This is a genomic window from Mesorhizobium sp. M0001, from assembly GCF_040324255.1.
Classification (GTDB): domain Bacteria; phylum Pseudomonadota; class Alphaproteobacteria; order Rhizobiales; family Rhizobiaceae; genus Mesorhizobium.
On sequence record NZ_JAMYVS010000007.1, the window covers coordinates 267,223 to 291,170 of the forward strand.

The window sequence follows — 23,948 nt, forward strand, 5'->3', positions numbered from 1 at the left end:
AGAGCACCGGCCTTCTAAGCCGATGGTCACAGGTTCGAATCCTCCCAACAATTTCAATACCTTAGGTGAGGCGTCGCGGCGCCTGAAGGTCGTACTTGTTAGCCATCTACCGGTAAAGTTTCGGGTATTTGGCCCTCTCGCTTTGGCAACTTGCCGATCTCTGGGCCGCCATTGCGAAAGCCCTCTCATAGGTATGGATGGCCATGTTGAACTTTCGGGGGTCTGGGGTCAGGTGTTTGTCCCGCCCATCATACAAAAGGACCGGGACGGCGAAAATTGCTTTTCCGTCTTCCGTTGGCCTCAACGCCGGACATCTTTGCCTTACGCCAACGAGGTCACCGGCCATTCTGGCGGCCAAATTTAACCTTGCATCGGACATCCGAGCCAGGAAGTTGATGTTTTGCTGTTCCCCTTGTCCGGCCGAGGCAGCCGACAATGCGAAGAAAATTCCTGCGGTGAATACAGCGAAAGCTAGACGTAGTTTCATTGTGCCCTCCCAAGTTGAGCACAAGAGAGCACGTTTGGACTTGACAGGATAGCCGCGTGTCCAGTGCAAGTTACTGTACGGAGCCTTTGCCATACGTCGACTATCAGCCAGTTGTGCGGCCAGTCAGGATAGTCGGAACGCGGCGCGCCTTCGGGTGTTATAGGAGATGGCACCGAAGACGCCCACCATTGCGCGCATCTGGCGCGGCAGGACCTTGCCCGACAAGGCCGATGCCTATGAGCGCTACAATTACGAGGCCGGCATCAAGCCGCTGATCGAGAAAGCGCTTGGCGTGCAGACTTTTCGCGAGGACACGCCGACGCATTCGGAATTCGTCACCATCTCCTATTGGGAGAGCGTCGAGGCGATGGCCGCCTTTACCGGCGGCGATCCGCAAAGCATCCACCATCTCGACCGCGACAAGGAGTTCCTGATCGAATTGCCGAAGGGTGTCCAGGTGTTGCGCATCCTTTCCAGCCACGGAATGGTTGGCGGCAGCTGATGTTTGCGGGCTTTGACGCCAGGACCGTTCAAATGGAGGAGACATCGATCTTCGTCAGGGCCGGTGGCTCAGGGCCGCCGTTGCTGCTCCTGCATGGCTTTCCCGAAACGCATGTGATGTGGCGCGACATAGCGCTGGCCCTGGCCTCGCACTTCAGCGTGGTTGCCGCCGATCTCAGGGGCTACGGCCAAAGCGGCTGTCCAGTGTCCACTGCCGATCATGCCTCCTATTCCAAACGGGCGATGGCGCGCGACATGGTGCAGGTTATGGACGTTCTCGGTTTCGACCGTTTCATGGTTGCCGGCCACGACCGTGGCGGTCGCGTCGCCTACCGGCTGGCGCTCGACCATCCCGAAACCGTGTCGAAAGTCGCCGTTCTCGACGTCATCCCCACGGCCTCCGCCTGGGATCGTGCTGATGCCAGGCTGGCGCTGGCCTTCTGGCCGTGGAGCCTGCTTGCCCAGCCCGATCCGCTGCCGGAACGCCTTCTGGCTGCTGCACCGGATGTAGTCATCGACAATGCGATCGCCGGCTGGGGCTCGGCTCCAGATGCTTTTCCCGCTGAGGTCAGGGCCGCCTATATCGAGGCGCTGCGTGATCCCGCCCATGCCCACGCCATCTGCGAGGAATATCGCGCCGCCGCAGGCATCGACCGCGAGCATGACGCGCAGGACCAGGCTGACGGCCGTCGCATCAGATGCCCGCTGCTTGCGCTCTGGAGCGGCGAGGGCGGGTTGGAAAACTGGTATGCGGAGGAAGGTGGCCCATTGGCGATCTGGCGGCAATGGGCTGATAACATCGAAGGCGACTCGGTCAAGGGTGGGCCATTTCTTCCCGGAAGAGCACCCCGAAGACACGGCTGCAAGGCTGTCGAGATTCTTCGCAAGCTGACGGCGGACCGATTGCTAAATCCGGCCCTGTGTAGTCCTGTGTCGACTATCTCAGATGCCCGAGGGATTGCAGGATCAAAGTGCTCGAAAGACCAAGCAGGGCGATACCGTACAACCGGTCGATCCACACGGCGTTTGGCCCAGCCAGAAGCCTTGCAGCCCGCGCGCCAAGGGCTGCGTAAAACGTCAGCACAAACACATCGGCAAGCGCGGCGATAATGGCCAGGATGCCATACTGGATCGCGATCGGCTCATCCACGCGGACAAAATGCGGCAGGATCGCGGGGAAAAGCAGCCAGGCCGCCGGATTTGTGACCGCCACCAGGAAGCAGCGCCCAATGAGTGCCTTGGCTGAATGGCGTGTTTCGGGAAGGTTAGGGTTGAACGAAGGTCGGGATGCGGTGCGCAGGGTACCGATGGCGACGAAAAGCAGATAGCCCGCGCCGAACATCCTGAGAGCCGAGAGATAGAATTCCGAAGCCAGCAGAAGAGCGCCGAAGCCCAGCGCGACGATGCTGATAAGAACGAAATCAGACAGTACGACGCCGGCCATGCCGAGAAACGCGCGCCGAAAACCGTAGCGGGAGCCGTTGGTGATGGCGAGCACGACGTCCGGTCCCGGAACCGCCATTCCGAGCACCGACACGAAGGCAAATGTCACCAGCGGCAGGTTTCCCATGACGCCGCGTAATGTACCCGGCGCTCACCGTCCGTAACGCCCTTCACACAGCGGCTTGGCTATCGCCGATTGTTGTTGGCCACCTTGGCTCAGTGCCCGCCGCGCATCTTCACCACCACAGTCCTCACCGCCAGCACCAGCACGGTGATGATGATCAGGATCACCGAGAGCGCGGCGATCGCCGGGTCGATGTTGTCGCGCAGGCCCATCCACATCAGCCGCGGCAGCGTGATGGCGTTGACCGAGGTGATGAACAGGGTGACGCCGATCTCTTCCCAGGACAGCACGAAGGACAGCAGCGCGGCGGTGACGATGCCGAACCTGATGTTGGGCATGATGATGCGCGTGGCGCGTTCCCACACGCCGGCGCCAAGGCCGCGCGCGGCAAGGTCGATGCGGCGGTCGAGCTGGCTGAGCGCGACCAGGATCAGCACCGTGGCGAAAGGCACCGTCATCACCGAATGCGCCATGGCGACGCCGAGCCAGGTGTCGTAGCCGAAGAACGAGCTCATGCCCGAGATCGACGTCAGCAGGAAGTAGAGCGTGATCGCCGAGACCACCGGCGGCACCACCATCGGCAACAGCACGAAGCCGACAAGGGCGGCGGTAAATCGCGGCTGGAACATCCAGGCGCCAAGGCTGAAGCACAGCGCCAGCACGGTGGAGATGACGCTGCTGACGATGCCGATGCGGATCGACAGCAGGATGGCGTCGAACCAGCGCGGATCCTCGATCAGCGCGCGGTAGTGGCGCAGCGACAGTTCGCCCGTCGGCATAGCCAGCATGCGGCTTGGCGTCAGCGACACCGGGATGACCGCCAGCAGCGGCAGCAGCAGGAACAGTGCCACCAGCACGGCGAGGATCAGCGAGACGGGACCGGGGCGATAGGTCGGCATCAGATCAGTTGCTTCGGTCTGACATAGCGGAACAGCAGCGCCATGAGCGCGCCGACGAACAGCACCAGCACGACGCTGATCGCCGCACCCAGTCCCCAGTCGGGACTCTGGAAGATGCGGAGATAGATCAGCTCGGCGATCATCACGCTGCGGCCGCCGCCGAGGATCGCCGGCGTGACGAAGAAGCCGAGCGAGAAGACGAACACGATCATCGCCGAACCGATGATGCCGGAGCGCGTCATCGGCACGAACACGGTCCAGAAGGTGCGCATGCGGCTGGAGCCGAGCCCGCGCGCCGCGAGCAGCACGCGCTCGTCGAGGCTGCGCATGGCGGAGGCCAGCGGGAACACCGCGAAGGGAATGAGGAAATGCGTCATGCCGACGATGACGCCGAACTCGTTGCGCACCAGCGCCAGCGGCTCGGAGATGAAGCCGATCGATTGCAGCCAGGTGTTGATCAGGCCGCGGTTGGACAAAAGCGCCACCCAGCCGAAGGCGCGGGTAAGCACCGAGATCCAGAAGGGGACGAGAATGCAGAATTCAGCGATTATGCGCTGTGCCGGGCTGCCGCGCACCCACACCATGGTGATGGCGTATGCCGCCGCCACGGAAATCACGGTGACGATCAGCGCGATGCGCAGCGTGCGGATGAACACAGACTGCACCAGGGCATCGGTGGCGAGCGCGCCATACTGGCCGAGCCCCGGTGTCGGCAAGGTGACGCTCCACTTGACGACGCCGAGGAACGGCCAGGCGTAGGCCAGCACAAGGAACAGGAGCAGCGGCGCCATCAGCACCGCCGCGCCCATCCTGTCGGAGAGGGTGCCTCTCATCGAAGCTCGTGCCCGGCCTGGTCAGGCCGAGATGATCTTGGTGTATTCGTCGAGTGCTGCCCCATAATTCTTGGCGTACCAATCCATGTCGAGCGCGATCTGCTTCTTCATGTTTTCGGGATCGACCGGGTTGATGCGCTTCTTGTCGGCGGGGATCAGCGCGTCGGCGGCCGGATTGGCCGGACCCTGTCCGAGCTTGTCGAACATCACCAGTTGCTTTTGCGGATCCTGGGCGCTGGCGATGAACTTCATCGCTGCGTCCTTGCCGCCGGGGTTGCCCTTGAGCACGGCCAGCGCGCCGGGCGAAATCAGGCCCTGATCCCAGATGAACTTGATCTTGCCGCCCGAGTCCTGCTCGATCAGCGAGGCGCGGGTCGACCACACGATCGCCATCGAGGCTTCGCCGTTGAGCAGCACGCTCTGGCTCTCGGCGCCGCCGCCCCAGTAAGCCACGACGTTTTCCTTGAAAGCGGCGATCTTGTCATGCGCTCGCTTCAGGTCGAGCGGGTAGAGCGAGGCCGGCGCGATGCCGTCTGCAAGCAGCGCTGCTTCCCAGCTCGACACGCCCCATTTGTAGAGCGAGCGCTTGCCCGGAAACTTCTTCACGTCGAAGAAGTCGGCCATGCCGGTCGGCGCGTCCTTGCCGTATTTCTCCGAATCATAGGCGATGACGTAGGAGAAGAAATAGGTCGAGGCCGCGTATTCCCAGCCGAAGCCTTCACGCATCTTCTTCTTGTCGACGATGGCGTAGTCGATCGGCTCGAGCGCACCCTGCGCGCCGAGCGTGATGGCCGAGAATGGGTCGACGTCGACGAGATCCCAGGTCGGCGCGCCGCTCTTGAACTGTGCGGCAATCGCGCCTTCGGTCGGGCCCGAACCGTCCATTTTGACGGCGATGCCGGTGTCCTTGGTGAAGGCCTGGCCATAGGCGGCGTCATAAGCGGTGAGGGCATCGCCACCCCAGTTGACCAGCACCAGTTCCTTGGCCTGCGCAAACGCGCCGGTCGAGCGCAGCAGCATCGGCGTGCCGGCCAGCACGAAGGCTGCAAGCTGGGTGAATTGCCGGCGCGAAATCTCGCCGCGCACTGCCCGGGCGGATAGCCCGTCCATGGCTTGTTTTTTGCTTTGGTCTGTCATTTTAGTTCCCCTTTTTCGTTGTTGGTTCCGGTGGTTATGGCGCGCTCCAGATTCTTTGCTGGAAGACTTCGCCGTTCTCGTCGTCATCCTCCGTCCGGAAGGAGGAAACCCTTTTCCGCCGGCCAGGTCAGCCAGACGGAATTGCCTTGGCTCAGCGCCGCCGCCGCGACCTCGTTCGGCACCGAGACGGTCACCTTGGCGCCCTGGCGTGTCGTCAGATCGAGTTTGGTCGCCGCACCCAGATAGGTCGAGCCGATGGCGGTGGCGGCAATGCCGTTCTCGCCGGCGGCGGCTTCGCGCGTGATCGACATATGTTCGGGCCGGATCGCCAATATGGCATCGCCACGGACTTTCTCGGCCTTGCAGAGCATGTTGACCGCGCGGTCCTCGCAGAGGCCCGTCGAGCCATTGTCGGCGGGCTTGACCCCCTTCAACGGCAGCATGTTGATCTCGCCAAGGAACTCGGCGACGAAGCGGTTGTCCGGCCGGTCGTAGACCTCGTCCGGCGCTCCGACCTGCAGCAATTTTCCGTGGTTGAAGATGGCGACGCGCGACGACAGCGCCAGCGCCTCGCTCTGGTCGTGGGTGACGAAGACGAAGGTGGTGCCGGTCTCCTGATGCAGCCGCTTCATCTCGGCCTGCATCTGGCCGCGCAGGCTCTTGTCGAGCGCCGAGAACGGCTCGTCGAGGAGCAGCACGCCGGGTTCGAACACCAGCGCGCGCGCCAGTGCCACGCGCTGCTGCTGGCCGCCGGAAAGCTGCGCCGGCAGTTTCGTCTCATGGCCCTTGAGGCCGACGCGCTCGATCATCTCGGCAACGCGGCGCTTGATCTCGGAAGCCGATTTCTTGCGTACCTTGAGCGGGAAGGCGATGTTGGCCTCGACCGACATGTGCGGGAACAGCGCATAGCCCTGGAAGACCATGCCGGCGGCACGCTGTTCGGCCGGCCGCTCGGTGATGTCGATGCCGTCGCTGAAAAGCTTGCCGGCGGTCGGTTGCACGAAGCCGGCGAGGATCATCAGGAATGTGGTCTTGCCCGAGCCGGAGGGACCGAGCAGCGTCAAAAACTCGCCGCGGCCGATATTGAGCGTCAGATCGTCCAGCGCCTGGAACGAGCCGAAGCTCTTGCCGATCCCGATTGCCTTGATCTCTGCGGCCCGGCCGGGTTGCTGCATCCTGCCTCTTCCTTGATCGTGGCTTGAGCGTAGGGCAGTGCGCCGGCTCACCGCAACCGAATAGTTTTCGCCAGATCGGCAAATTTGATTCACGGATGGGAGGCTAGTACGGGCTGATCCGGTTCTCCGACAGCTTCGACCTCAACCACCCATTGAATGCTTCCAGCACCGGGTGGCTGGCCTTGGCATGTTCCGACACCAGGAAATACGAGCGCGGCGAGGGGATCGCGATGTCGAAGGGGCGCACCAGACGGCCTTCGCTCAGCGCCCGGCGGCTGGTCAGCTCGTCGCCCATGGCGATGCCCTGGCCGGCGATCGCCGCGGAAAAAACGAGGTTCATGTCCGAGAAGAAGATGCCGCCTTCGGTGTCGGGGTTTTCCACCTTGGACAGCGCCAGCCAGCGCGCCCAGTCCTCGGTGTCGCCGAGATGCAAGAGATTGGCGCGCAGCACGTCGGCCGGTTTTGAAAAGCCGCCGACCTTGTTGAGCAGTGTCGGGCTGCAAAGTGGCGTGAACGAGATTTCGCACAGCAACTCCACCGAGCGGTTCGGCCAGTTGCCGACGCCAAAGGCAATGAAGGCATCGGCGTCCGGATTGCTGACATCGTCCAGCCGTCTGGGCGTCAGGATCGACAGCGCCACGTCCGGATACATCTGCCGGAACTCGCCGATGTGGGTGCATAAAAACAGAGAGGCGAAGCCCGGCGTGCAGGAAACGGCGAACGAACCGCCGACGCCGGTGCCGGCCTGGCGCGTTACCGCATCGCCAAGCACGGTCAGCGCCTTCCTCACATCGGCGGCATAGCGCTGGCCGCGCGGTGTCAGCGCCACGCCCTTGCCGATGCGCTCCAGCAGGTCGAAGCCGAGGTCGCGTTCGAGGAGCCGCAACTGATGGCTGACGGCGCTGCGGGTGAGGTGCAGTTCGTCGGCGGCGCGCCAGACGCTGCCGTGACGGGCAAAACTGTCGAGGGCGCGCAGCGCCTGTGTGGAAGGTATTCGCAAGAGGCCTCAGGTGAACCGAATTTGCATGAACCGGAAAAACATATCACTTTTTGCAATGCCGCTTCACTGCTTTCTTGGGCCGCATGGAGAAACCGGTGACGACCTCGGCGCAAGCCACCGCGCTTGCCTGTCTCGATGGCATCCAGCCCTCGCTGTCGGCGTGGACGCGCACCATTTTCGATTTCGGCGAAACAGCCTGGCGCGAATACCAGTCGGCGGCCTGGTATGTCGCGCGGCTGAAGCATGAGGGCTTTTCGGTCGAGGAAGGGTCGGCCGGCATGCCGACCGCCTTTTGCGCCCACTGGACGAATGGCCCGGGGCCGACCATCGGCATGTACGGCGAATACGACGCGGTGCCCGGCAACTGCCAGGACGCGGCAACGGTGAAGCGATCGCGGCCGGGCCTCGGCAGCGAGGCCGGCGGCCACACCGATCCGCATTCCGGGCTTGGCATTGCCGGCCTCGGCGGACTTCTCGCCACCAAGGCGGCAATGCAACGCCACGGCATCAAGGGGACGCTGCGCTTCACCGGCGAGCCGGCCGAGAAGGTCAGGGGCTCGAAGCCGATCCATGCAGCCAAAGGCTATTATGACGGCCTTGCCGGCATGATCTCGTTCCATCCCTTCTATATGCTGCCGCTCTGCAACACGGCGCGTTGGGACACGCATTGCGGCGCGGCCTACGCGATGATCTACCGTTTTGTCTGCGACGAACCCGAAAACTGGGTTCGCGCAAGCGATGGCGCGCCGATCCCGCAGGCGCATTCGGCGGTGCGGGCGCCCGGCGCCAATGACGCGCTGATGGCGATGTACATGACCTCCAAGGCGCTGCGCGATTCCATGCTGCCTCACCAGGGCGGCTGGTCGATCAGCGAGGCGATCCTCACCGCCGGGCAGGCGACCGCCGACAATCTGCCGGCGGGGCTGGCCGAGATCCAGTACATGATCCGCGTGCCGACCATTGCCATGGCAGAGCAGGTCACCGCGGTGCTCGACCGTAATGCGGCCGCGGCCGCGGCGATCAGCGGTTGTCGCTATGAGCGCCATTGGGTGTCGAAGTCGAGGCCGGGCCTCGCCAATCACGCCATGGCGGGGATTGCCTGTGAGGCGCTGTCCACCGTTGGCGCTCCGAGCTGGGACGAGGCGGCGAAAGCGATCGGTCGCGAGGTCCAGGTCAATGCCGGCGGCACCGCGACCGACAACCCTTTCATCGACGAGATGGAGCGGCTGGTTGCGCCGCAAGAGGCCGAGGCAATCCTGCGCCGCGATTTGCCTCCGTCGCAGATCAACTCGACCTCCGACGACTACACCGACATGTCGTGGCACACGCCGACCGCACGCTTCTATGTCGCCCGCCCGGCGCTGCGCTCGGCGAATGGCCATGCCTATCCATCCTGGGCGATGAACGCGCTGGGCGGTATCTCGGCCACCATCGACCCGATGGTCATTTGCGCCGCCAAGACGGTTGCGCTTGCAGCCCTCCGCCTGCTCGAGGACAAGTCCGCGCGCGATGCGGCCATGGACGAATTCGTCACCCGCACCGGCGGCGGCATTGGTGGCTCCAACTGGATCGCGCCGCTTTGCGACTATGACCCGCCGATCAATTTCCGCTGGCCGGAATATGTCACCACCGCGCGCGGACGCGATTGGTGGATTCCGAGCAGCCAATCCAATCAAGCTGCATAGTCAAATCGAGGAGAACCTTATGACCGTCCATGATCGCATCGTCGCCGAACCGTTCTCGCTGCAGCGCCGCAATCCCGCCGGCGGCACCAAGCCGCTGACATCATGGGGCTTTGCCAACGAGACCGACGTGCTGACAGACGTGTTGCTCGGCTCGCCAAACTTCCTGCGCCACCTCTCGACCAGCTCGCTGTCGCGCAAGCATTTGCGCGAAGCGCCCTGCAACGTTCAGATCGCCCAGGCGCAGCACAAGGACCTCGTCGCCGCCTATGAGCATTTCGGCGTCAACATCCACTGGCACGAGCCGACGCCGGAACTGCCGATGCAGGTCTATTCCAGAGACTCCAGCGTCATGACGCCCTACGGCGCCTTCATCACCGCCATGGCCAATTGGTGGCGGCGCGGCGAGAACTATGCCGCCATCCGCACCTATGAAAAGCTCGGCATCCCCATCTACGACATGGTCACGGCTGGCACCTTCGAAGGCGGCGACTTCAACGTCATCGAGGAGGGCGTGGTGCTGATCGGCTGCGGCGGCGCCCGCACTCAGGAAGAGGGCGCCCGCCAGGTGCAGGACTGGTTCGAAAAGGAAGGCTGGGAAACGCGCCTCGCCTTCATCGACGAATATTACGTCCATATCGACCTGATGGTGGTGCCGATCGCCGAGAAGCTCACCGCGGTGTGCCTCGCCTGCACCGAGCCCGGCATCGTCGACTGGCTGAAGGGCAAGGGCCACGAGATCATCGACGTGCCCTTCCAGGACACGATGGCGCTCGGCTGCAACTTCATGTCGCTGGGCAAGGACAGGGTCATCGCGCCGACGTCGAGCCAGTCGCTGATCGGCCAGCTCAAGGCACGCGGCTTCGAGGTTGCTGCCGTCGACATGAGCGAGATTTCCAAGACCGGCGGCGGCATTCACTGCATGGCGCAGGCGCTCAAGCGCGAGCCGGCGTAACGGCACGAATTGCCGCCGGGACCTGTGACGGACTGCTGCCAGATTTGACAAAACAGGCCTGGCAGAGGAAATTGATGCCATTAGAGGAGGGATTCTGTGAAGAAAACTTACGAAAAGCCGAGTCTGGCCAAAGCCGGCAAACTCGGATCGCTGGTCGCTTCAAACCCGTCGAAGCCCGCCCCCTGAGCGCAACCAGCCGCTGAAGGCCGAAATTCGGTCGTCCTGGTTATCGGCGACCGGATCGCGCTGTATGATTGAAGGGAGCCCGCCGGCTTTGAACGGCGGGCTTTTTGCTTTGCGCCAGAGCGCTGCCGCGTCTGCCGGCTAGTCCAATCTGCCCGAACCTGAATTGAACTTGCTCCGGGCGTTTTCCAGATGCGCCCGCATCGCTTGGCCGGCCGCTTCCGGGTCGCGGCGCTCGATCGCCTCGAACACCGCCTGGTGGCCGGCAAAACTCGTGCGGTTTCGATCTCCGTATTGGCCACGTGGATGCGCTGATTGATCAGCCATTCGACCTAGCCGTTGATTTTGAAACCAAGCCAGCTTCCCCAAAAGATCATGCCCAAACAAAGCCATAGCGCGAAGACCACATGCGCGCCGTTCCCGCCCGCCCGGCGATCAGGGAGTGGCTGGCGTGAGATGGCCGCGCTGACGACGGAACGAGATCGCCTCGTCTGGCCGGCCGGACTCGCGACGGCGTGGTCCGGCCGGAATTCCATCTGCTATGCGGGTATCAATACGGCGATGCGATGCACGCCGACCTCCTTGCTTGTATTCGTCGCTTCATCGGTCTTGCCCTTGGAGCAGGTGTACATATCACCCGTCTTGAGCTTGAATTCCTTGTCCGCTTTCTTGATCGTGAATGCACCTGAGGTAATGGTGCACACCATGTCGTTGTCCATCACGGTTTGAGGAGCATGTGCTCCGGGCTGAAACACAACGTCGATAATTGCGATGCTCTTGTAGGCGGGAATGTCTGCATTGCCGGTGCCGACCTCCACCACCCTGACACCGGGCGCAATCTCCTTGCCCTCTTTCGGGCCGTATTTCTTGATTTTTGCCGATGCCGCCAAGGGGAACAAAGGCGCTACCGCGGCGGTCGTCAGACCGAGGGCAATTGCAGACCTGCGATTCATGGTTTTCATTGCATCCTCCCGATGCTCGTCATGCATGGATATGCACGACCGGCGATATATTAGCACAAACGAATTTACTTGTATGCAAAGTGACTGTGGCGCAGGCCAGCAAGAAATGCTCCGCCGGATAATGTCGCTTCACTGTACCTTTTGCCGGAATTTCGAATGACAGGTCGAGCAATCCTGCAGGATGAGATGCAGGATATGCTCCGCCGGCAGTTTGGTCGGATCGGCTTCCTCTGGAATCGAGCGCTTGCCGAGCAGGCTGCCGCCGCCCATCGCCAGGCCGGTGCCCATGCGCATGTCATCGGTGATGACGGCCGGCGCGCTTTCGGCCTTGGCGGCCAGAGCGTCGGCGAGCGTTCCGATATGATTTGCCAGGGCCTCGAATTCCGCCCGTGACTGATCGATCTCCAGCCTGGCCTGCGAAGGCGGCCCAAGCGAGCCGCTCGGAAATTCGGCAATCAGGGCAGGGCCGGTGCGCGCGCGCAGCGTGTCCGCTGCCGCCTTGAAGGCTGCCGCGTCATAGGCTTGCCTGCGGTCGAACATGCCGGCAATGGTTTTCGCAGCCGCCGCCATCTCCTTCATCGACGCCTGCCGGGCCGCGACCATCGGTCCGCCGCCGACGGAGGCGGCCATCGTAAGGGCACAGACCAGCCACAGCAGCGCCGCTTTCACAGTCCATCTCACGGCGCCATGTCCTTGCCCCATCCATCTGTGATCAGCCAGCCGCAGCAGGGGTTCGACCTGCAGTCGGATTCTTCGGTCGTGATGCCGTTCTCATCGGTAAATTTCCGTCGCCGGAAGTCTCCGTCTCTGAGCGGATAGACCTTCCAGCCACCGGAAGGTCAACTGATTGAGAAGGCCGATCAGCGGGCAATCAGCACAGGCTTGCAGCAAGCTGACGCAGCGTTTCCTTGACTTGGATCGCAAAAACGGGCAGCAAGGCGGGGGTGAGGGAGAGCATTCTACCGTGGCGCAGACCATGGAGTGCTCTTTTTTTCGTATCAGGCGCCGCATAATCGGTGGCTGATGGAGGGATTGGTTAACCAACTTTGTCCATCTTTTGATTCAATCGGCAACAGACGCGAAAGGTGCAGGGGGCACCAGCGAACTGTGGATGTCACGGATGCGAGGGTCGCAAGCCTGCATGCCGATTGAGAGTGGTTGTATGGCGTTTTTGCGTTTGAAAGACCGGGGCGACACTCCTGAACGGGGTTTGACTTCGAAGAGATCCGGCCAGCGCTGGGTGGTGGTGCCGGTTGTCGGCGCGGCCTTGGCGCTGTGGTCGGTGGCAACCATGGCCGGCCTCTATTCGCTCGGTACCTCGCTCACCGCAGCCTCCAACAGCCTTCCGCACAGTCTGCTTCTGCCGAACGCAGCACTTGCCGATTCGCGCCGCAGCCTCGCCAATTCGTGGGCGCCGCGGCTTTCGGCGCAAAAATCACAGGCCTCGCTGCTCAGCCAATGCGACGCCGGCTGCGCGCATGCCGCCGCGAACTTCGCGCATAACGGCAAGATGGCGCGGCTGAAGCCGGCCGCGCACGCTGTGGCCCCGAGCAGTGTCGCCTCAAACATTGCGCCAAACACCAGCGTCGCTCTCGCCACTTCGCGCGGCATGCGCTTCGACGGCGTGGTGGCCAAGGCAGAGCTGTCGCCGCAAAAGCTGGCTGCCGCCTTCGCCAAGGCCTCGAATGCGCCCTTCATGCTTGCCAGCCTTCCGGTCGCTGCCCGTTTCGCCGAAGTCCGGCTGCCCGATCAGCATGGCCCAGCCTCGGAACGCTTTGGGCCGGAAGTGGCTGAGATCGAACGCTCGTCGCGCCTGGCGCTGGCGCTGGCCAACAGCTTGCCGGAAGACGCTGACATGCTGGCCCCGCCGCCGGCCGTTGAAGCAATCGCCGGAGGGCAGGATCCTGAGCAGGCCGAAGTTCAGGTCGCTTCGCTGCCGCCGCAGGACGATCTGCCCGACAACATTGCGTTGCCGGGTTGGCGTCCACGCGCCGAAACCGCTCAGCCTGCAGAGCCTCGGCAAGCCAGCAAGCCCAGGGCAGCCAAGCCACAGACCGACGGGACGGCCGAGAGCCCCGCACCCCAGTCGCCGGGCAATTCGTCGCCGCGCTCGCCACGCAGTACTTCGGAGGTCGCCGCACTGCCTGGCGTGCCAGACAGCCAGAGCATCCAATCAAGCCGGATCAAGCCTGGCAAAAGGTCGAAGACACAGGCCGGTGAGATGCTGGCCTATGCCAAGCCGGACGTCCCGGCGGGCGGTGTCGGTCGCGCCTTCAAGGATCTGTTCGCCACGCCCGGAATGGGCGGCGGCGTCGCCGTCTACGATATCTCGGCCAAGACCGTCTACATGCCGGACGGCTCGCGGCTGGAGGCCCATTCGGGGCTGGGCTCGATGGTCGACCAGCCGCGCTTCGTGCACAAGAAGAATGTCGGCCCGACGCCGCCCAACACCTATGATCTGCGGCTGCGCGAATCCCGCTTCCATGGCGTCGAGGCGCTCCGTCTCACTCCCGTCAGCGGCGGCAACAAGTACGGCCGCGACGGCCTGCTCGCCCACACCTACATGCTGCGCGGCGGCCGTGCGGAGTCCAATGGCTGCGTCGTCTTCAAGGACTACGCCCGCTTCCTTGCCGCCTACAAGAAGGGCAAGATCAAGCGCCTCGTCGTCGTGCCGCGCCTGACCAAGCCGCTGACGCGGGTCGCTCAGGAAGGCCGGGGAGCGTAAGGCAGTAGGCAGTAGGGCCCAGGAGCGTCCATCGCCTGTTCCTTGTTTTTCTGCCCCTATAGCCTATTCCCCACTGCCTATTCCCTTTTGACCCCCAGGCAGACTATGAGTGACCGCTGCGGGTCGGCTTCACCACGAGGACATCATGACAATACGCGCTGTCGTTTGGGGCGAGAACATCCATGAGCGGACCAATGAGGTGGTCGCCGCCCTCTATCCCGAAGGTATGCACACGACCATCGCCAAGGCGCTGAACGCCGACGAGGCGATCTCCGCCTCGACCGCCACGCTCGAGCAGCCGGAGCACGGCCTGCCGGCCGGCCGTCTGGCCGAGACCGACGTGCTGGTCTGGTGGGGCCACAAGGACCATGGCGCCGTTGCCGACGAGATCGTCGAGCGCGTCGCCCGCCGGGTCTTTGAAGGCATGGGGCTGATCGTTCTCCATTCCGGCCATTTCTCGAAAATCTTCAAGCGGCTGATGGGCACGCCCTGCACGCTGAAATGGCGCGAGGCGGGCGAGCGCGAGCGACTCTGGGTGACCAGTCCCAGCCATCCGATCGCCGAAGGCGTCGGCGAATATTTCGAGCTCGAGAATGAAGAAATGTATGGCGAGCAGTTCGCCGTGCCCGAACCGCTGGAGACCGTCTTCATCTCCTGGTTCCAGGGCGGCGAGGTGTTCCGTTCTGGGCTGACCTATCGCCGCGGCGCCGGCAATGTCTTCTACTTCCGCCCGGGCCACGAGACCTATCCGACCTATCACGACGCCAATGTGCACAAGGTGCTGCGCAATGCGGTGAAGTGGGCGCACAATCCGCAGGGCACCAAGTCGGCGATCCTTGAGGCGCCGAACGTGCCGGTCGAGAAGGCGCTGGAGCCGATCGTCGAGCGCGGCGGCAAGCTGCACGCTTCGGGCGAGGCCGGCTTCCGCTAAAGCAAAATCCAGGAAAAAAGGCGTGGCGGTTTTCCGCATGGGTTTCCTAGACCGTATCTGCGCCATATGATTGAATCGAACCAATTCGCTCGGAGTGCAGAAAATGCGGCTTTTGATACTGGGAACCGGCTGGATGGCGCAGGAGCATGCCCGCCGCTTCGGCGGTATCGACGGCGTCGAGATCGTCGGTGCTGTCGACGTCGATGAAAAGCGCGTTGGCGAATTTGCCGACGGGTTCAAGATACCGAAGCGGTTCACATCCCTGGAAGACGCGCTGGCGTGGGGCGAGTTCGATGCGGTCGCCAACGTCACGCCGGACCGCATTCACCACCCGACCACCATGGCGTTGATCGCGGCCGGCAAGCCGGTGCTGTGCGAAAAGCCGCTGGCCGAAGACTTCGGCAAGGCAAGCGAGATGGCCAAAGCGGCTGAGGCGGCCGGCATCGTCAACATGGTCAATCTCACCTATCGCAATGTCGCTGCCTTGCAGAAGGCGCGGCAGATGGTGCTGGTCGGCGAGATCGGCACCGTCCGCCACGTCGAGTCCTCCTATCTGCAGAGCTGGCTGGTCTCGAAATTCTGGGGCGACTGGCGCACCGACCCGAAATGGCTGTGGCGGCTGTCGCGCGACCACGGCTCCAACGGCGTGCTCGGCGATGTCGGCATCCACATCCTCGATTTCGCCAGCTATGGCGCCGCACTCGACGTCGACCACGTGTTTTGCCGGCTGCGCACCTTCGACAAGGCGCCAGGCAACCGCATCGGCGAATACGACCTCGACGCCAATGACAGCTTCGCCATGACGCTGGATTTCTCCAACGGCGCCTTTGGCGTCGTTCACGCCAGCCGCTGGGCGACCGGCCACATCAACGAATTGCGCCTGCGCATCTATGGCGACAAGGGCGGCATCGAAGTCGTGCACAATCTCGAGGGTTCGGAACTGAAGGCGTGTGTCGGCGAGGATATCGAGAACGCCAAATGGCAGGTGCTCGACGCCGGCACGGTGCCGACCAATTACCAGCGCTTCGTCGATGCGGTTCGCAGCGGCGTGCAGGCCGAGCCTTCATTCCACCATGCCGCCGAACTGCAGAAGGTGCTGGATCTGGCCATGGTTTCGGAACAGAAGCGGACGGAACTGAGGGCCAGCGCCGATACGCAGTGATGTGAAGGGAGGAAGAAACAATGGTCACGCGCCGCGCGCAATGTCTCTGCGGCCAGCTTTCAGCCGTCTGTTCGGGCGAGCCGGTGCGCATCTCGGTCTGTCATTGCCTCGACTGCAAGCGCCGCACCGGCAGCGCCTTCAGCTACAATGTCCGGTTTGCGCAAGCTGATGTATCGATCGAGGGACGGGCGAAGCAGTTCACGCGCACCGGCGACGAGGGCGGCCGCGTCATCTACAATTTCTGCCCGGAGTGCGGCGCCGCCGTCCACTATCGCATCGACACGCAGCCCGGTGTGATCGCCATTCCCGTCGGCGCCTTCGCCGACCCGTCGTTCCCGCCGCCATTTCAGTCTTTTTACCACGAAAGCCGGCGCTGTGAGTGGGTCGAGATCAATGCCGAGCCGCTGGCGACGTTCGACTGAAGGCCGCTTTTTGGATACCCGGAACCGTCCGCACGCTCCGCGCCTTCAAGAGGGCCTCGCCCCTGATTGCCATTGCCGGGCCGTTAGCCATCGCGCTCGGCTGCCCCATGAATAGGCATAAGTCAAGACGAATCCGGCTTGCGGCCCGATTGCTGACATGCTTACCTGACGGCATGTGTTCAATGGGGGTATATGGATGGCTAAGGAATCTTCGAATTCCGCTTCTTCAGAAAAGAAGGCGGACGTAAATCTGATAGGTAACACAGAAGGAAACGGGCTGAACTTCATGGGAGTTCAGGCCCGCGAAAACGGAACCGCCGGCGACGCCGTCGGTGTCGACAAGATCCGTGACCTGCTGTTCGGCAACCAGATGCAGGACTATGACCGCCGCTTTTCCAAGCTTGAAGAACGGGTGTTGCAGCGCTTCAAGGATGTTGAATCCGAGGCCAAGCGCAATCTCGAAATGTACGAGTCGAATGCAAAGAAGCAGATCGATTCGCTTGCAGGGCAATTGCGGAGCGAAAAAGATTCACGAGCCGATGCCGACAAGGAGATCGACCGGAATCTTCGCGAGCAAAACCAGGCTCTTGAAAAGCAGGTGCGCACGTTGTCGGATCAGTTAAGCGCGCTCGAGCGCGATGTTTCGGACCGGATAAATCGAAACGATCATTTGCTGCGTGAGGAAATCAAGCAGAAGAATGAAGGCGTTCAGATGCTGATCGAGAAGATGTTTGCCGACCTCAGCAACGTCAAGACCGACCGAAATCTTTTGGCTGGCCTGTTTGTCGAGGTTGCAAAGTGTCTCAATCAGGATCCCGTCGGGAGCAAGAGCAACTCGGACCGTAGCTGGAAAGTGAGTTGATGGGACCTTGACGTCCACCGTCGACCCATTCAACCTTCCGCAAAGAACAGCCTCGAACGATACAGAGATTGATCGCGAGGCTCTGGCTCGTCTTTTGATCGAAATTGCCCGGAACGTTGATCCGGACTACCGTGCGCAGTTCGAGGCGGTTCCAACCGCCGATCCGCGCATGGAAACGCTGCGGCAGTTGCTGGTCAGCCGCGAAATCTCCGAGCTTTCACGCGTCACGCATCTGCTCGACGAACCCGAGCAGCTTGCGGCGGCCGTGGGCGACGTTCTTCCCAGTGCTGCCGGACGAGCGCCTTACGCGCAACTCGGCGAGGCGCTTGCGCCAGCTGTCGAACGGGCTGTGCAACGGTCGATCCAGAAGAGCCCGCGCACGCTGACGGACATATTGTACCCGGTGTTTCTGCCGGCAATTCGCAAGTCGATCGGCGAAAAGATCGACCAGACCTTTCAGTCGCTGAATGAAACTCTAAGGCACATATTCACCTGGCACGGGCTCAAGTGGAGACTTGAAGCCTGGAGAACAGGGGCAAGCTTCTCGGCAGTTGTTCTGAAGCATTCCCTTGTCTACCGTGTGGAACATGCGTTTCTCATTCATCGGAATTCCGGCCTTTTGATAACGCATGTAACGGCCGACAATGCAACGAGCGAAGATCCTCAGCTCATTTCTTCGATGCTCAGTGCGATTCAGGATTTTGTAAAAGACTCATTTAACGAGAAAGAGCAGAGCGGCCTGGACACAATCCGTTTCGGCGAGCTTCGTCTCTGGTCGGAAGTTGGACCGTTTGCGACCCTGGTTTCGGTGATCCGGGGAAATCCGCCGGAGGAATTGCATGAAATCGTTCGCGATGTGTTGCTTCGCATCCATGAGGAAAGCTCACAGGCCTTAGAGCAGTTTGACGGCGACGGTTCGCAGCTGGCCAGCGTAGAGGCGCAGTTGCAGACCTGCGTCGAGCTGAAGCAGGAGGAATCAAACGACGGATTTCCGTGGCTGGTGGCGGCCGTTGCCCTGCTGCTGTTGAGTCTGGCAGGCGGTTGGTACTTTCTTTCCTGGCAATCAGCGCAGCGCTGGCAGGCTTACGTGTCGCGCTGGCAGGCTTACGTGTCGCGAGTGGAGGCCCAGCCGGGCATCATCGTTGCCGAACAGCAGGTACGCGATGGCCAGTTCTATATTGCCGGCCTGAGGGACCCGCTTGCCGTCGACCCGCAGTCGCTGTTGTCAGGCACGGGAGTCGATCCGGCCGGGGTTCATTCGCAATGGCAATTTTATCAGAGCCTTGAGCCGGAGTTCGTGCTGAAGCGGCTGACGGCGTCGCTGGCTCCGCCGGATTCAGTGCGACTTTCGATTGTCGATGGCCGCATCGTCGCCGAGGGTGAGGCTCCCGACACCTGGATCAGCCGGGCGCGCGCGGCGGCCCAGCAGCTTTCGGCAGGCGGGCCGGTCTTCGATATCTCGGGGGTTCGTGACGTAAGTCCCCAAGTGCGCGAGGCGGAGCGCTGGCACGCCTATGTGTCGCGACTGGAGACCCAGCCGGGCATCATCGTTGCAGACCAAAAGATAAGCGACGGCCAATTCTATATTGCCGGCCTGCGAGACCCGCTTGGCGCCGATCCGCAGTCGCTGTTGTCGGGAACAGAGGTCGATCCCGCCCGGGTTCATGCGCAGTGGCAGTTCTATCAGAGCCTTGAGCCGGAGTTCGTGCTGAAGCGGCTGACGGCGTCACTGTATCCGCCGGAAACAGTACGACTTTCGATCGTCGATGATCGCATCGTTGCCGAGGGTGAGGCTCCCGACACCTGGATCGATCGCGCGCGCGCGGCGGCCCGGCAGCTTTCGGCAGGCGGACCCGAATTCGACATCTCCAAGGTTCGTGACGTGAGCCCCGAAGCACGCGCGGCGGAGCACTGGCAGTATTATGTGTCGCGACTTGAGGCCCAACCGGGAATCATCGTCGCCCAACAAACGGCGAGGGGCGGACATTTCTATATTTCCGGCTTGAGAGACCCGCTTGCCGCCGACCCGCAAGCCCTGCTGTCCGGAACGGACGTTGATCCTGCCCGCGTTCATGCACAGTGGCAATTCTATCAGAGCCTTGATCCGAAGTTTGTGGTGAAGCGGCTGACGGCGGCGCTGTCCCCGCCGAAAACCGTTCAGCTCTCGATCATCCAGGGTCGCATTGTGGCCGTGGGTGAGGCTCCTGCCGGCTGGATCAACCGCGCGCGGGCCGCCGCTGAACAACTTTCGGCGGACGGAGTGGTTCTGGATGTCTCGCAGCTGCGTGAGCTGAACCTCGCAGAACTTAATCATTTGAGGCAGGCGATCCAGACGACCGATATTTTCTTCTCTTCCGGCAAGGTTGTGCCGGGACCGGAGCAGACGCCGGTTCTCGACAGGTTGGCGGATCAAATAAAGGAATTCGCCCAGAGTGCCCGCAATTCCGGCGTAACGGCGCGGTTCATGTTGACCGGGCATTCGGACACCACGGGCCGTGAGACGGCCAACGCGTCGATCAGCGCCGCCCGCGCCGAGACAGTTCGTGCGCTTCTCAACAAGCGCGGCGTTGCTCCCGAACTGCTGCTGGTTCGGGGCGCGGGCACTTTTGAGCCGGCTGTACCTGAAAACAGTCTAACCGGTAGCTCCACCAATCGCCGGGTTTCGATTACGGTAAACCTGGACTAGCGGAGCCCAACATGTTGCAAAAAAAGATCTGCATGCTGGGCGGCTTCGCCGTCGGAAAGACGAGTCTGGTCCGCAGGTTTGTGCAGAGCATCTTCTCAGAAACCTACTTGACCACCGTCGGAGTGAAAATCGACAAGAAAAGCGTCGCGCTCCCGGACAAAACCGTGGATCTGATTTTGTGGGATTTGGCCGGCGAGGACGATATCGGCTCATTCCGCGTCAGCTATGTTCGAGGTGCAACCGGGCTCGTGCTAGTCGTCGATGGAACCCGCGCTGCTACTCTTGCCGTGGCACTCACGCTGCGCGAACGGGTCGAGGCCGAATTCGGCGCCATGCCGTTCGTATTGCTGTTCAACAAGTCCGATCTGGCCGATCGGTGGGCGATATCGGATGGTGAGATCAACGAGTTGAGGCAACGTGGATGGCAAATCTATCTAACAAGTGCGCTTTCGGGCGAGCAGGTCGATGACGCCTTTCGTCAACTTGCCTTGATGGTCACCAAATAGACCATGCATGAATTGCCAAAAGAAGTCAGAAATTGGTTTTTCAATTTCTTCTTCGACGGGCACGCTGTCGCTTATCTGAAAATCGACGCTGAGCTTTGCATAGCTGCCAAGGGCGGTAATGTTGAACATTACGGGCTGTCATCGCTTCGCATCGGCAAGCCTGTTGCGGAGCAGCTTGAATTCATGGAAGGTTTGCTGCCTTGCCCGGAGCTTCCGTTTCGCATGGATATGGTTGAACTGCCCGGCGGGCGTGTCGCCGACCTCCATTTTTTTGCTGACAATGCGTTCGTGTGGCTGCTTTTTCTAGACGCCACTGCCGAACGAGACAACAGGCAGCGGCTTCAACAGAAGGCCTATGAAATGACGCTCCTGCAAGAGAGGGAGCGTCAACTCAACGAAAAATTGCAATCGACGAACGAGGCACTGAGAAAGAGCCAGGAGGGATTGGCGCGTGAATACCAGCGCGCCGAAAACCTGCTCCTCAACATTCTCCCGGCGTCGATCGCGGAGCGATTGAAAGCGCAAAAGAAAATTGCCGACAACCACGCAGAGGTGAGTGTGCTTTTTGCCGACATCGTCGGTTTTACGGAACGAGCGCGCAGCGTCGGAGCGGTGACGACGCTCGCTATTTTAAACTACTTCTTCAAGGCGGCGGATCGGCTCTCTGAGCGATACGGCTGCGAAAAGATCAAAACAATTGGCGATTGTGTGATGGTGGTCGCCGGCCTGCCCACGGCGCGATCCGATCATGCAAAGGCCCTCACGCGCTATGCGATTGAGCTGCGCAAAGCGGTCAAGCGGGAACGCTTCGCAGGAGAACCGATAAGGCTGAGAATTGGAATTCACTCAGGACCGATCGTCGCCGGCGTCATAGGCAAGAGGCGGTTCGCCTACGACCTGTGGGGTGAGACCGTTAATCTCGCCTCACGTATTCAAACGTCCGCGGAGCCCGATGAAATCCGTATTTCCGATGCAACTTGCCAACTGCTTGGACCGAAATTTGCTTGCGACCCACTCGAGGAAACGGAATTGCGCGGTGCGGGTCGCGTGCGAATGTGGCGGCTCCCGAGCTGATCCGTCGCCTGCGGTGCGACCGTGGAGCGCCGATAGCGGCGCCTGAAAGCCATTGGCGTGACCTGATCTTGCGATCGCAAAGCACCCTTTGCGCTTGCCCGGAAGGCCTCTATTCTGGAGCACAGTGGCCGCTGGTGGGATAGAATGTCGGTACTGCCTTTTCTGAGAATCTACGCACCGCTAAATGCGGTGCTCGCTGCGCCTGGGCTTCTGGCGGTGGCTGCGCTCACGATGCCGAACATGTCCGGACGAAGCAGACTGGCTCTGGCTGCCGTGCTCGCTGTCATTTGGGCCGCCTATCTTCTGCAGATGGCCGAGACCCTGCTCAAGCGCTGGGCGGGAGACCTTCGGGACAGGACGCCGGCAATCGCAATCGATGTGCTCGCGGTTTTGGTTCCACTCGCCGCATTCCTGCTCGACGGCACGCCCGACCGCAGCCTCTACTGTGCTGTCTGGCTGCTGAAGCCGCTGCGCGACTCGACGTTCTTCCCGCTGCTTGGCAGGGTTCTGGCCAACGAAGCGCGCAACCTGGTCGGCGTCACCACGGTCTTCGGCCTGGTTCTGTTCGGTGTCGCACTTGCGGCCTATGTCATCGAGCGCGACGTCCAACCGGAAAAGTTCGGCAGCATCCCCGAGACAATGTGGTGGGCGGTGGTCACGCTGTCCACTACCGGCTATGGCGACGACATTCCGCAAAGCTTCGCCGGCCGCGTTCTTGCCGGGGCTGTCATGATGTGTGGCATCGGCATCTTCGGGCTCTGGGCCGGCATTCTTGCCTCCGGCTTTTATCAAGAAGTCCGTCGCGAGGATTTCGTCCGCAATTGGCAATTGATTGCCGGCGTTCCGTTGTTTCAGAAGCTTGGCCCGGCCACGCTGGTCGAGATCGTGCGCGCGTTAAGACCCCGCACGGTGCCGGCGGGCGCCGTGATCTGCCGCAGCGGCGAGACCGGCGATCGGATGTTCTTCGTCGTGGAGGGCCGCGTCAGCGTCGCGACGCCGAACCCGGTGGAGCTTGGCCCTGGCGCCTTCTTCGGCGAGATGGCGCTGATCAGCGGCGAACCGCGTATGGCGACCGTCACTGCCGCAACTTCTGTCTCACTCCTGTCGCTGCACGCGGCGGATTTCCAGATGCTGTGCAGCAGCAGCCCGGAAATCGCGGAAATCATCCGCAGGACCGCGCTCGAGCGGCGCGGCGCGGCGCCGGTGGCTTGACCGTACAGCCGATGGTGGCCCGGCTGGAACTGGATGGTACGGCTCTATCGACCACGCGCGAAGGTTCTGGACGGCACGTGGAAGGTCCCAGAGGCGTAGCCGGAGACCTAAACGTAGCCGATCCACTCTACCGGCGGCTCGTTGTTTGGCGCTGTGCGTCGACAGTTCCTGCCCCGCGGCCTTTCGGACGACCGGCTTTGGCTAAGCTCTAATGCCTTAGAATCTTGCTTAGAAAAGCCCGGCTGCGGTCGGTCTTCGGGTCGGAGAAAAACGCTTCCGGCGTGCCGGTTTCGACGATGGCGCCGGCGTCCATGAACACCACGCGCTGCGCCACCTTGCGGGCAAAGCCCATTTCGTGCGTTACCACCATCATGGTCATGCCTTCCTCGGCCACCGCGACCATGACGTCGAGCACTTCGGAAATCATCTCGGGATCGAGCGCCGAGGTCGGTTCGTCAAACAGCATGATCTTGGGGCGCATGCCGAGGCAGCGCGCGATGGCCACACGCTGCTGCTGGCCGCCGGACAGCTGTGACGGGTAGGCGTTGACCTTGTCGGCGAGGCCGACCTTGGCCAGCAAGTCGCGCCCGGCCTGCTCGGCCTCGGCGCGGGGGATCTTGCGCACATGGATCGGCGCCAGCGTGACGTTTTCCAGCGCCGTCTTGTGCGGGTAGAGGTTGAACGACTGGAAGACGAAGCCGATCTCGGTGCGCAGCTGCGTCATGTTGGTGGCGGGGTCGCCGAGGCGCTGGCCGTCGACGACGAGGTCGCCATCCTTGATCGCTTCCAGGCCGTTGATGCAGCGGATCAGCGTCGACTTGCCCGAACCACTTGGGCCGCAGACGACGACCACTTCGCGCGGCTCGACGCTGAGCGTGATGTCCTTCAGCACATTGAGCGAGCCGAACCATTTGTTGACGCCGCGAAAGTCGATCATGCCCGTTTTGGTCAGGTTTGTCTTGGTCGGGCTTGGATTGGTCATGGCGG

General features: G+C 62.1%; 23 protein-coding genes and 1 pseudogene. 13 read left to right on the forward strand and 11 right to left on the reverse strand.

The window, feature by feature from the left end:
• Positions 1-106: 106 nt before the first annotated feature.
• Positions 107-487 carry a hypothetical protein gene (locus NKK50_RS21195; RefSeq protein ID WP_023743836.1) on the reverse strand — a complete coding sequence of 127 codons (381 nt, stop codon included), beginning with the start codon at positions 485-487 and terminating at the stop codon, positions 107-109.
• A gap of 166 nt (positions 488-653) precedes the next feature.
• Between NKK50_RS21195 and NKK50_RS21200 the strand changes: the two genes are divergently transcribed.
• Complete coding sequence (locus tag NKK50_RS21200; RefSeq protein ID WP_352459606.1) at positions 654-989, forward strand: antibiotic biosynthesis monooxygenase family protein; 336 nt, start codon at positions 654-656, stop codon at positions 987-989.
• Positions 989-1,880: pseudogene (locus NKK50_RS21205) on the forward strand (alpha/beta fold hydrolase). Before NKK50_RS21200 ends, NKK50_RS21205 begins: the two are co-directional and overlap by 1 nt.
• 45 nt (positions 1,881-1,925) lie before the next feature.
• Here the strand turns inward: NKK50_RS21205 and NKK50_RS21210 are convergent.
• From NKK50_RS21210 to NKK50_RS21235, 6 genes are all read right to left on the reverse strand, one after another.
• On the reverse strand, positions 1,926-2,558 hold the full coding sequence (locus tag NKK50_RS21210) for a LysE family translocator (protein ID WP_023705218.1): 633 nt from the start codon (positions 2,556-2,558) through the stop codon (positions 1,926-1,928).
• 89 nt (positions 2,559-2,647) lie between these two features.
• The gene (locus tag NKK50_RS21215) at positions 2,648-3,454 is read right to left on the reverse strand and encodes an ABC transporter permease (protein WP_023743839.1); all 807 of its coding nucleotides are present in this window, start codon (positions 3,452-3,454) and stop codon (positions 2,648-2,650) included.
• A complete protein-coding gene (locus tag NKK50_RS21220; protein WP_023743840.1) occupies positions 3,454-4,287 on the reverse strand; it encodes an ABC transporter permease in 834 nt (277 codons plus the stop codon). Before NKK50_RS21220 ends, NKK50_RS21215 begins: the two co-directional genes overlap by 1 nt.
• 21 nt (positions 4,288-4,308) lie before the next feature.
• On the reverse strand, positions 4,309-5,424 hold the full coding sequence (locus NKK50_RS21225) for an ABC transporter substrate-binding protein (RefSeq protein WP_023743841.1): 1,116 nt from the start codon (positions 5,422-5,424) through the stop codon (positions 4,309-4,311).
• Between the two features lie 83 nt (positions 5,425-5,507).
• Entirely contained in the window at positions 5,508-6,599 is a 1,092-nt protein-coding gene (locus NKK50_RS21230) for an ABC transporter ATP-binding protein (protein WP_023743842.1), read from the reverse strand.
• A gap of 103 nt (positions 6,600-6,702) precedes the next feature.
• Complete coding sequence (locus NKK50_RS21235) at positions 6,703-7,599, reverse strand: LysR substrate-binding domain-containing protein (protein WP_023684774.1); 897 nt, start codon at positions 7,597-7,599, stop codon at positions 6,703-6,705.
• An 83-nt stretch (positions 7,600-7,682) separates the two neighbouring features.
• Between NKK50_RS21235 and NKK50_RS21240 the strand changes: the two genes are divergently transcribed.
• Together NKK50_RS21240 and NKK50_RS21245 are read left to right on the forward strand one after the other, a co-directional pair.
• Complete coding sequence (locus tag NKK50_RS21240) at positions 7,683-9,284, forward strand: zinc-binding metallopeptidase family protein (protein ID WP_352543825.1); 1,602 nt, start codon at positions 7,683-7,685, stop codon at positions 9,282-9,284.
• A 19-nt stretch (positions 9,285-9,303) separates the two neighbouring features.
• Positions 9,304-10,236: a dimethylarginine dimethylaminohydrolase family protein gene (locus NKK50_RS21245; RefSeq protein WP_023693913.1), complete on the forward strand. Its 933-nt coding sequence runs from the start codon at positions 9,304-9,306 to the stop codon at positions 10,234-10,236.
• A gap of 324 nt (positions 10,237-10,560) precedes the next feature.
• Here NKK50_RS21245 and NKK50_RS21250 read toward each other — a convergent pair whose 3' ends face one another.
• From NKK50_RS21250 to NKK50_RS21260, 3 genes are all read right to left on the reverse strand, one after another.
• Positions 10,561-10,746 carry an FCD domain-containing protein gene (locus tag NKK50_RS21250; RefSeq protein ID WP_023834744.1) on the reverse strand — a complete coding sequence of 62 codons (186 nt, stop codon included), beginning with the start codon at positions 10,744-10,746 and terminating at the stop codon, positions 10,561-10,563.
• Between the two features lie 212 nt (positions 10,747-10,958).
• Complete coding sequence (locus tag NKK50_RS21255) at positions 10,959-11,381, reverse strand: hypothetical protein (protein ID WP_023670308.1); 423 nt, start codon at positions 11,379-11,381, stop codon at positions 10,959-10,961.
• Between the two features lie 129 nt (positions 11,382-11,510).
• Positions 11,511-12,062, reverse strand: a complete 552-nt coding sequence (locus tag NKK50_RS21260; RefSeq protein WP_031244639.1) for a cytochrome c — start codon at positions 12,060-12,062, stop codon at positions 11,511-11,513.
• 481 nt (positions 12,063-12,543) lie between these two features.
• Here NKK50_RS21260 and NKK50_RS21265 point away from each other — a divergent pair, with 481 nt between their 5' ends.
• From NKK50_RS21265 to NKK50_RS21305, 9 genes are all read left to right on the forward strand, one after another.
• Positions 12,544-14,106 carry a DUF2778 domain-containing protein gene (locus NKK50_RS21265; protein WP_502896550.1) on the forward strand — a complete coding sequence of 521 codons (1,563 nt, stop codon included), beginning with the start codon at positions 12,544-12,546 and terminating at the stop codon, positions 14,104-14,106.
• A 145-nt stretch (positions 14,107-14,251) separates the two neighbouring features.
• Entirely contained in the window at positions 14,252-15,037 is a 786-nt protein-coding gene (locus tag NKK50_RS21270; RefSeq protein WP_023670311.1) for a ThuA domain-containing protein, read from the forward strand.
• Between the two features lie 103 nt (positions 15,038-15,140).
• On the forward strand, positions 15,141-16,199 hold the full coding sequence (locus tag NKK50_RS21275) for a Gfo/Idh/MocA family protein (RefSeq protein ID WP_023670312.1): 1,059 nt from the start codon (positions 15,141-15,143) through the stop codon (positions 16,197-16,199).
• 20 nt (positions 16,200-16,219) lie between these two features.
• Complete coding sequence (locus NKK50_RS21280) at positions 16,220-16,621, forward strand: GFA family protein (RefSeq protein ID WP_023670313.1); 402 nt, start codon at positions 16,220-16,222, stop codon at positions 16,619-16,621.
• A 196-nt stretch (positions 16,622-16,817) separates the two neighbouring features.
• Complete coding sequence (locus NKK50_RS21285) at positions 16,818-17,483, forward strand: hypothetical protein (protein ID WP_023670314.1); 666 nt, start codon at positions 16,818-16,820, stop codon at positions 17,481-17,483.
• A gap of 7 nt (positions 17,484-17,490) precedes the next feature.
• Positions 17,491-20,169: an OmpA family protein gene (locus NKK50_RS21290; RefSeq protein ID WP_031197149.1), complete on the forward strand. Its 2,679-nt coding sequence runs from the start codon at positions 17,491-17,493 to the stop codon at positions 20,167-20,169.
• An 11-nt stretch (positions 20,170-20,180) separates the two neighbouring features.
• On the forward strand, positions 20,181-20,675 hold the full coding sequence (locus NKK50_RS21295) for a Rab family GTPase (protein ID WP_023670316.1): 495 nt from the start codon (positions 20,181-20,183) through the stop codon (positions 20,673-20,675).
• Between the two features lie 3 nt (positions 20,676-20,678).
• Entirely contained in the window at positions 20,679-21,749 is a 1,071-nt protein-coding gene (locus NKK50_RS21300; protein ID WP_023821290.1) for an adenylate/guanylate cyclase domain-containing protein, read from the forward strand.
• Between the two features lie 144 nt (positions 21,750-21,893).
• A complete protein-coding gene (locus NKK50_RS21305; protein WP_023693904.1) occupies positions 21,894-22,961 on the forward strand; it encodes a cyclic nucleotide-gated potassium channel in 1,068 nt (355 codons plus the stop codon).
• 208 nt (positions 22,962-23,169) lie between these two features.
• Here NKK50_RS21305 and NKK50_RS21310 read toward each other — a convergent pair whose 3' ends face one another.
• Complete coding sequence (locus NKK50_RS21310) at positions 23,170-23,898, reverse strand: amino acid ABC transporter ATP-binding protein (protein WP_352543833.1); 729 nt, start codon at positions 23,896-23,898, stop codon at positions 23,170-23,172.
• Positions 23,899-23,948: the final 50 nt, after the last annotated feature.

Coding starts and splice junctions, on each gene's coding strand:
- NKK50_RS21195 (WP_023743836.1), bottom strand. CDS start 487: ATGAAACTACGTCTAGCTTTCGCTGTATTCACCGCAGGAATTTTCTTC.
- NKK50_RS21200 (WP_352459606.1), top strand. CDS start 654: ATGGCACCGAAGACGCCCACCATTGCGCGCATCTGGCGCGGCAGGACC.
- NKK50_RS21210 (WP_023705218.1), bottom strand. CDS start 2,558: ATGGGAAACCTGCCGCTGGTGACATTTGCCTTCGTGTCGGTGCTCGGA.
- NKK50_RS21215 (WP_023743839.1), bottom strand. CDS start 3,454: ATGCCGACCTATCGCCCCGGTCCCGTCTCGCTGATCCTCGCCGTGCTG.
- NKK50_RS21220 (WP_023743840.1), bottom strand. CDS start 4,287: ATGAGAGGCACCCTCTCCGACAGGATGGGCGCGGCGGTGCTGATGGCG.
- NKK50_RS21225 (WP_023743841.1), bottom strand. CDS start 5,424: ATGACAGACCAAAGCAAAAAACAAGCCATGGACGGGCTATCCGCCCGG.
- NKK50_RS21230 (WP_023743842.1), bottom strand. CDS start 6,599: ATGCAGCAACCCGGCCGGGCCGCAGAGATCAAGGCAATCGGGATCGGC.
- NKK50_RS21240 (WP_352543825.1), top strand. CDS start 7,683: ATGGAGAAACCGGTGACGACCTCGGCGCAAGCCACCGCGCTTGCCTGT.
- NKK50_RS21245 (WP_023693913.1), top strand. CDS start 9,304: ATGACCGTCCATGATCGCATCGTCGCCGAACCGTTCTCGCTGCAGCGC.
- NKK50_RS21250 (WP_023834744.1), bottom strand. CDS start 10,746: ATGGCTGATCAATCAGCGCATCCACGTGGCCAATACGGAGATCGAAAC.
- NKK50_RS21255 (WP_023670308.1), bottom strand. CDS start 11,381: ATGAAAACCATGAATCGCAGGTCTGCAATTGCCCTCGGTCTGACGACC.
- NKK50_RS21265 (WP_502896550.1), top strand. CDS start 12,544: ATGGCGTTTTTGCGTTTGAAAGACCGGGGCGACACTCCTGAACGGGGT.
- NKK50_RS21270 (WP_023670311.1), top strand. CDS start 14,252: ATGACAATACGCGCTGTCGTTTGGGGCGAGAACATCCATGAGCGGACC.
- NKK50_RS21275 (WP_023670312.1), top strand. CDS start 15,141: ATGCGGCTTTTGATACTGGGAACCGGCTGGATGGCGCAGGAGCATGCC.
- NKK50_RS21280 (WP_023670313.1), top strand. CDS start 16,220: ATGGTCACGCGCCGCGCGCAATGTCTCTGCGGCCAGCTTTCAGCCGTC.
- NKK50_RS21285 (WP_023670314.1), top strand. CDS start 16,818: ATGGCTAAGGAATCTTCGAATTCCGCTTCTTCAGAAAAGAAGGCGGAC.
- NKK50_RS21295 (WP_023670316.1), top strand. CDS start 20,181: ATGTTGCAAAAAAAGATCTGCATGCTGGGCGGCTTCGCCGTCGGAAAG.
- NKK50_RS21300 (WP_023821290.1), top strand. CDS start 20,679: ATGCATGAATTGCCAAAAGAAGTCAGAAATTGGTTTTTCAATTTCTTC.
- NKK50_RS21305 (WP_023693904.1), top strand. CDS start 21,894: ATGTCGGTACTGCCTTTTCTGAGAATCTACGCACCGCTAAATGCGGTG.
- NKK50_RS21310 (WP_352543833.1), bottom strand. CDS start 23,898: ATGATCGACTTTCGCGGCGTCAACAAATGGTTCGGCTCGCTCAATGTG.